This window comes from Anabaena sp. UHCC 0204 (assembly GCF_009711975.1).
Taxonomy (GTDB): Bacteria; Cyanobacteriota; Cyanobacteriia; order Cyanobacteriales; family Nostocaceae; genus Dolichospermum.
This window is the reverse complement of record NZ_VIKW01000061.1, coordinates 1-8,039: the sequence shown is the minus strand read 5'-3', so window position 1 is coordinate 8,039 and position 8,039 is coordinate 1. Positions and strand designations below refer to the sequence as shown.

The 8,039-nt window shown below is 36.6% G+C and carries 5 protein-coding genes; all 5 read left to right on the top strand.

The window, feature by feature from the left end:
- Positions 1-690 (top strand): BREX protein BrxB domain-containing protein (locus tag FJR04_RS23915; RefSeq protein WP_217359511.1); only part of this gene is annotated, 690 nt, incomplete at its 5' end.
- 116 nt (positions 691-806) lie between these two features.
- Positions 807-4,430 (top strand): BREX system P-loop protein BrxC, encoded by a 3,624-nt coding sequence (gene brxC, locus FJR04_RS23910; RefSeq protein ID WP_168499564.1) that lies wholly within the window; start codon positions 807-809, stop codon positions 4,428-4,430.
- Between the two features lie 229 nt (positions 4,431-4,659).
- On the top strand, positions 4,660-4,977 hold the full coding sequence (locus tag FJR04_RS23905) for a hypothetical protein (RefSeq protein WP_168499562.1): 318 nt from the start codon (positions 4,660-4,662) through the stop codon (positions 4,975-4,977).
- A 47-nt stretch (positions 4,978-5,024) separates the two neighbouring features.
- Entirely contained in the window at positions 5,025-5,477 is a 453-nt protein-coding gene (locus tag FJR04_RS23900) for a type II toxin-antitoxin system YhaV family toxin (RefSeq protein WP_168499560.1), read from the top strand.
- 54 nt (positions 5,478-5,531) lie between these two features.
- On the top strand, positions 5,532-8,039 hold a 2,508-nt coding region (gene pglX / locus FJR04_RS23895; protein ID WP_168499558.1), incomplete at its 3' end, for a BREX-6 system adenine-specific DNA-methyltransferase PglX.

Below are 8,039 nucleotides of genomic sequence, written 5' to 3'. Positions count from 1 at the left end.
AATTCCCCAATTCCCAATTCCCCAATTCCCAAATTCCCAAATTCCCAAATTATGACAGGCAATTTATTTGAAAATACTTCTTTGGATACGGCGATCGCTGCCCTTAAAAATGACCTCCTAGATCCAGGTAGCCCTAAAATTAGCACTATGCGTAATTATCGCTTTGCGATTTTACAGTATGACCCCCGCGAAGAATATAAGCTGCGCGATCGCATTCGCAAATTAACAGACGAACTCAAAAGTCAGGGGTGGAATGTACTATCTGTTTCCCTGAAAAGTTTATTTTTAAACCGTCTTAAAAAAGAAGATACACGGTTATTAGACAGTATAATTAGAACAGAAAAGCGTCTGTATGACAAAGAGCCAGATAGAGGCATTAATCACTTAAAAGATAAAATATCACTATATATAGAGGGGGCTGACGGTATCGCTCAGGACGTAATTAATCTTATTAATGATTTTACTAACCAACAACCAGAAAAAGCTGACCACACCTTAATTTTACTGGAACGTGCTGGTTCTCTGTATCCTTTTTTTCGTTCATCGGCACTACTCAAACATATTGACGGTAAAACCAACAATTTACCTGTAGTTCTCCTCTATCCAGGAGAAAGACGGGATTTAAACGCCCTGTCTTTTATGGGAGAACTACCAGCAGACAGAGACTACCGACCCCGGATTTACTCATAAAAAAGCCATTCCCAATTCCCCAATCCCCAACCCCCAATCCCCAATCCCCAATCCCCAATTCCCCAATTCCCAATTCCCCAATTCCCCATTCCCCATTCCCAAAAAAGGTATTTTGTATGACAATTAAGGAAATATTTGCTGCTGATGTTACTCGAAATATTGCACCAGTTGTTTATTTTCATGAACAAGATCCAGCCAAGGTTTTAGAAGAGGTATCCGAATACATCATTACAGGAGGATATCCAGAAACCGACCCCCGCCACAAGCGGGTACAATCAGGAATTCATGAACAGTTTGTTAAACTTCTCCAAGGAATAGCTGAAGAATTACCAAAACGGGGCGGTGTGGAATTACCAGCATCTTGGATATCAGGCTTTTATGGTTCTGGTAAATCTAGCTTTGCCAAACTTTTAGGACTAGCTTTAAATGGTTTAATTTTACCCAACAATCTCTCTTTAGTAGATACACTTTTATCACGAGATGATTCACCAAAACGTCATGAACTATTAGACAGTTGGAATCTGTTAAGAAATCAAATTGATCCTATTGCTGTAGTTTTTGATATTGGTGCAGTAGCTAGAGATGACGAAGATATTCACAGTGCGGTTAAACGCCAAATTCAATTACGTTTGGGTTACTGTACTATCAGTCATTATGTTGCTGACCATGAACTAAAATTAGAATTAGATGGTAAATGGGAAGAATTTCTCAATTGTGCAGAACAAACTTTAGGTGAACCTTGGTCAAAAACTAAACGTGACCAACTAGCAGAAGAATCATTCTCTGAGGTCATGCACAATATGAATCCTAGCCGTTATATTGACCCTATGAGTTGGTTTGATAGTCGGGCTGGTGTGCAAACTGGTATTGGTACATCCGTAGATGAAACCGCCACAGCAATTATTAATATGCTGAAATTACGCGCACGTGGAAAAACCTTATTTGTGGTGGTGGATGAGGTTAGCCAATATATTTATCAAAACAATAGTCGGATGCTGAAATTGCAATCTTTTGTTTCTGCATTGGGACAAAAATTAAAAGGGCAAGTTTGGTTATTAGCTACTGGTCAACAAAAGCTAGAAGATTCAGACGATGAAAGTAATATTGGTAAACTCAAAGACCGCTTTCCCCCTAAACTCCGGGTTCATCTTGCACCTACTAATATTCGGGATGTAGTTCATAAAAGGTTACTAAAAAAAGCAGCGAGTAAAGAACCTGAATTAAGAAATTTATTTCAACAACATCGCAGCGATTTAAAACTTTACGGTTATCAATGTGATGCTATTACCGAAGAAGATTTTGTGGAAGTTTATCCCATGCTTCCCGGTTATGTAGATTTATTGATGCAAATTACCTCTAACCTAAGAACTCGTTCTAGTCGTGCGAAAGGAGATGATCATGCGATTAGAGGATTACTACAATTATTGGGTGAATTATTTCGAGAACAAAAATTAGGAGAAAAACCTATTGGTGATTTAGTCACTTTAGAAAATATTTACGCTGTCCAACAATCTGCCCTTGATGCTGATGTGCAGAATACTTTAGCCCGATTATTTAATCATGAAAAAGTAGTTAATGATGATTTGGCGATAAAAGTTGCTAAAGCTGTATCTTTATTAGAGTTAATTCAAGAACAAGAACCTACTACTTCTACATTAGTCAGTCAATGTCTTTATTCTCGCTTGGGAATGGGAAATCAAGAAACAGAAATTACCCAAGCGTTGGAAAAGTTGCGAGATTTAGGGTTACTTTCTTACTCTGATAAACTGGGTTATAAAATTCAAAGTTCTGCTGGACAAGAATGGCAACGGGACAGAGATCAATACAGTGTTATTCCTGATGCTATTACTATTATAGTAGCAGAAAAGTTAAAAACATTATTAGGTGGTGTTAAACGTCCTAATTATAAAACTAAACCTTTTACTTGGATAGCTATTTATAGTGATGGTAGACAACGCCAAGATGACAGGTTACAATCAAGTAATGACGTAACTTATATAACGGTTGATTTTCGCTATTTAACTGATAAAAAAGACCAAGAATCTAATTATTGGATACCCCAAAGTAGTAATGCTAATTTGCAAAATCGTTTAGTTTGGGTAGTAGGGACATCAGGAGATTTAGTTAGTTTAATCAGAGAACTCGCTAAATCACGGCATATTATTCAGAAATATGAAGGCCGTCAACAATCTATTTCTAGTAATAAACAACGCTTGTATTATGAAGAAAAAAGCCGTTGTGAAAAATTAGAAACAGATGTACAAGATGCGATCGCTCATTCTTTCCTAGAGGGTCAAATTTACTTCCGGGGACGACAAATTGATAAAACCCTGCACGGAAGCACCTTTAACAGCATTTTAACAGGTGTGGGGGAAAGTATTCTCCCTGAACTATATAGCCATTATAATGATGTGGCAATTACTCCAGAAGAGTTGAAACAATTACTAGAAGCTAACCTATCTGGACCATCCCATAAATTTATGAGCGAAAACGGGTTAGGGATTCTAGAATTAGATGCTGGTAAATATGTCCCTACCTGTAGTGGTGAAGTTCCTACCCGTATTTCCCAATACATACAACAGCAAAATGGCATAGCTGGTAATAACTTACTTAACTATTTTGGTGGACCTCCTTATGGTTATTCGGCTGATGTTGTCAAAACTTGTTTAGCTGGATTGTTACGGGCTGGTAAAGTGCGAATTCGTCCCCAAGCTGGTTCAGAAATTACCTCAGTGCGCGACCCTGGTGCAGTAGATATTTTTACCAAAGACCGAGAAATTAAACGGGCTGATATTTTACCACCAAATGAAACCAATATTTCCTCACGCGATCGCATTGCATTATGCAAGTTATTTAAAGACTCCCTCGACGTTGAGTTAGACAGAGAAAATGATGCTATAGCTGATGCTGCTTTTCAGCAATTCCCTGGTTTAGTCAAACGCTTGCAAGAAATTGAAAAAAGGTACAATCGGCTACCTAACCGCCCAGAATTACCGCAAGTATTACAGAAGCTAAGGGAAGCTTTGGAAAAATGTACTATTTCCCGTCAAGTAGAAAACACAGTCATCACAGTTAAAAAATATCTGGATGCGCTGCGGGATGGTATTCAACAACTTGGTATTATCGAAACAGACTTAACTGATACTGCGGTAGCAGAAGTAGCTAAAGCGGTGGAAATTCAAACACATCAAGTAGCACAACTGCGGGAGATTGAGAGTATAGCAGAAATTCAAAATGCGATCGCTGCTTTAGAAACACAGCTAAACACAGACCGCCCTTGGCGCGATATTAACAGTTTACAACCTCAAATCCAAGCTATTGAACAGCACTATAAAACTATCCGCTTACAACTCATAGAACGTCAAGAACAGCAGTCAGAAACAATTAAAAACAAAATTAAACAGCGTTCTGGTTTCAACAAACTCAATGAAAAACAAGCTGAATACATTACCAGACCTTTGCAACAAGCAGCTTTTGATACTACTAAAGATGCCCTTTATCCCAATTTATTGCAACTGCGCGACTCTGCTGTAATTCAAATTCAAAAAGCTGAAGAAACAGTTAACCGTAACTTAGACGATATGTTATCAGAAGTTACAGAGAAACAGATCATTCAATTAGATTTAAACTTGAAGGGTTATGAAGTTAACAACGCAGAAGAAGTAGAAGCATTAGTTAACCGAATACGAGAACGTTTATTAGCACAGCTAAAAGAAAATACACGCATTAGGATTATCTAAATTGGGGAATTGGGAATTGGGGATTGGGGATTGGGGATTGGGGAATTGGGAATTGGGGAATTGGGAATTGGGAATTGGGAATTGGGAATTGGGAATTGGGGATGGAAAAATGTTATAACTTATGTTATATTTGAAATCAAAGCCTTAACCAAAAAGTATTGCAACTTCACCCTTTGGTGTAAATTTTTGTGAAGTTTAAAACCAATTCCCAATTCCTTAAAAATATCTTATGGCTGATAAAATTTATCCTATCAATCCTGCAAAAATTGGTAATCAAGATGGTTTTCGTCTTCCACGGTCTTTTTTTAAAGATCATCCTCTTTTAGCTAATGCTTCAGGCTATATTCAGGTATTATCTGATAATACATTTTTAGTGAAATTAGACACTGATAATATTGATAATAATGAAAATGAAGACAAAAGCGTAATGTTAAGTTTATTTTTAGATTTTCTGATGAAAGATGCTATAGAAAATCCTGACAAATTGGTTATGTACACTCAGCAAATGAGTGAAGAAATAGATGATTTAGTAGCAGATGTCATCTAGAAATTTCATTCCCAATTCTTTATTCCCAGTTCCCAATCTCTCAATCAATGGCTGCATTTACTTGTAATGGCTGGCAAATATTCTTCTACCCATTATTTAACCAGCAATGGGTAGATTTACGTGATAAAGTTAAAAAATTAAAAAATGAATTACCGCAAGAGGAATTTATTAAACATCCAGATGCTAAGTTATTAAAAGCCTTAAACATTGGAATTAAAGAAAAAATTCCTCAAGATCCTTTTGCATCACATTTTGTTTTACAAAAACCATTACAAAAATATGGTCGTCTCAAAAAAATGGGACTTCCAGAAAGATATAGATTATTCTTTAGACCATTTAAAGAACCAAAAATAATCATTATTTTGTGGTTAGGGTTTCCTCGGAAAGAAGGGGATAAAAAAGATTGTTATGAAGTGTTTACCAAGAGAGTTGAGAATGGTGATTTTCCAGATAAAATCGAACAATTTATGATTGAATGTAATTTAGATAATCCCCAATAGTCCATTCCCCAATTCCCCAATTCCCCATTCCCCAATTCCCCAATTCCCAAATTCATGTTAACCCCAGAAGCCAAAAACCTACTTTCATCTACCATTCGCAACTTACGAGAACGCTTAATCACCGACTTATATAACGCCGTTGATAGTGCTTATCGTTTATCTATTTCTGCTTCCCAAGCTAAACTTCCAGAAGAACAACGGATTAAACGCAAACGGTTAGAAACTTGGCTGAAAGAACAGAACCAAGGAGAAGGGAAAGGTAAGAAAGCCGCAGAAAAACAACAACAAGAACTTCATTTACAAACTGCTGTTAAATTAGCCGCAGCTACATTTATTAATCGTTTGGTAGTTATTAAACAAATGGAGGCACAAGGACTAATTAAACCAGCCGTAATTACAGGAGGGTGGCAAAGTCCAGGATACCGCGAATTTCGAGATTTTGCTCCAGAATTACTCAAGGATGAAAGCGAAGGTTACAGCATATTATTAAAGTTACTTTTTGATGAATTGGCTATAGATTTACCTGGTTTATTTGGTAATGTCGGTATTACGGCTTTATTTCCTATTCCTACGGTAACTTTACGAGCAGTAATTGAAGCATTGGACAATCCCAATTTAAAATCGGCTTGGTTAGATGATACTACTTTAGGCTGGGTTTATCAATATTGGAATGACCCAGAACGGGAAGCATTAGACGCAAAATTAAACGGAGGTGGTAAAGTTGAACCTCACGAAATAGCCAGTAAAACCCAAATGTTTACTGAGCGTTATATGGTGGAATGGCTATTACAAAATAGTTTAGGACAAATGTGGTTAGCAATATGTAAAAAACAAGGTTGGATACCAGCAGTAGAAGCTGATGGAACTTTAGAAAATTTGGCAGTTAGACGCAAAGAATGGCGAGAAAAACGGGAACGGGGAGAGGTTGCATTAGATGAATTAATGCCCATTGAAACTGCAAATGAGCAACTTTGGAAATATTGGGTTGAACAACCTTTAACTAATGAAGCGGTGTTAAATGCACCCACAAGTATTCGAGAAATTAAAATTCTTGATCCGGCTTGTGGTTCTGGACATTTTTTAGTAATTGCTTTAGATTTATTATTGGCTCTTTATCAGGAAGAAGCACAACATCGGGGGGAAAGTTGGAGTAATCAGGAAATTGTTAAATCTATTTTAGAAAACAATTTATATGGAATTGACATTGATGCAAGAGCGGTACAAATTGCGGCAGCGAGTTTGGTATTAAAGGCGCAGTTGTTGTGTGGTAAAATTGAGTTAGGAAAAGTAAATTTAGTTGCGTCTAATTTACAATTAGGAAGTTTAGCAGAAAATGACCCTGCATGGTTGGAACTGCGACGGGAAGTGAAGGAAGCGACGGGTATTAGTGAGAAATTAACTGATAAAATTATTGAAACTTTAAAAGGTGCAGACCATTTAGGCAGTTTATTAAAAATTGGTAATAAAATAGATGAGGCTATTGGTGAATATATAGAGGAAAATTTAACACCTGTTCAGGGAGATTTATTTACGGGTTTTGGGCAAGAAATAAGAGAATATGATATAGAAGATGCGAGAAAGACTTTATTAAAAACATTAGAGGATTTTTTAAGTCGTTATACGAGTAGTGATGATTTGGGTTTGCGGTTACGGGAACAGTTAGCGGTGGGTGTGCGATTTATTCGCATGGTGCGAGAAGATTATTATGATTTAGTTATTGGTAATCCTCCATATCTAGGTACGAGTAAAATGGTGGATGCTAAGTATATTAATAAGGAATATCCCAAGGGTAAGGCTGATTTATATGCGGCGTTTTTAGAACGGGGTTTACAGTTGGTTAAATATGGGGGTATTTCTGCACTTTTGACTATGCGAGGTTGGATGTTTATTCAACAATATAAAGATTTGCGAGAATGGTTTGTAGATGAAAAGGATATTCGTTTATTGGGTGATGTTTCATGGGGTGCTTTCTCGGAAATGAAAGATAATCCAGTGAATATGAGCATTATTTATAATTGTGAACCAAATAATAATTATTCTGTTGCTATCTCTCCAACTGACGCAAATAATAGAGTTCGTTCTGCTGAAGAGTTAAGACAAAAAATAGCAGGTTTATTATGTGGGGTAAAGAGGTATGAATTTTTAACAAATCGCTTTAATCTTATTAAAGAAAAGCCTCTCATTTATTGGTGGGATGATGATTTTTTACAACGTTATGCTGAAACGCCAAAATTGGGTGATGAAACAGAAGTTAGACAAGGTATGGCAACATCTAATAATACTCGTTTTCTGCGTCTACCTTGGGAAGTTCAACTTAATGATTTATTAATTTGTCCCACGAATGAGTTTTTATATAATAGCTTCCCTGAAAATAAATGGGTTCCCTATATTAAAGGTGCGGCTGGAAAATCTTGGTTTGAACCATTAGACACAATTATACTATGGGAAAATTCAGCACTTGAAAAACAAGTTATATATGATCATTTAGGTTCAAAAGGAGGTGGTAACGGAACACCAAGCCGTCAATTTTATTTTCAATCTGGTATTTCATATTCTACTATT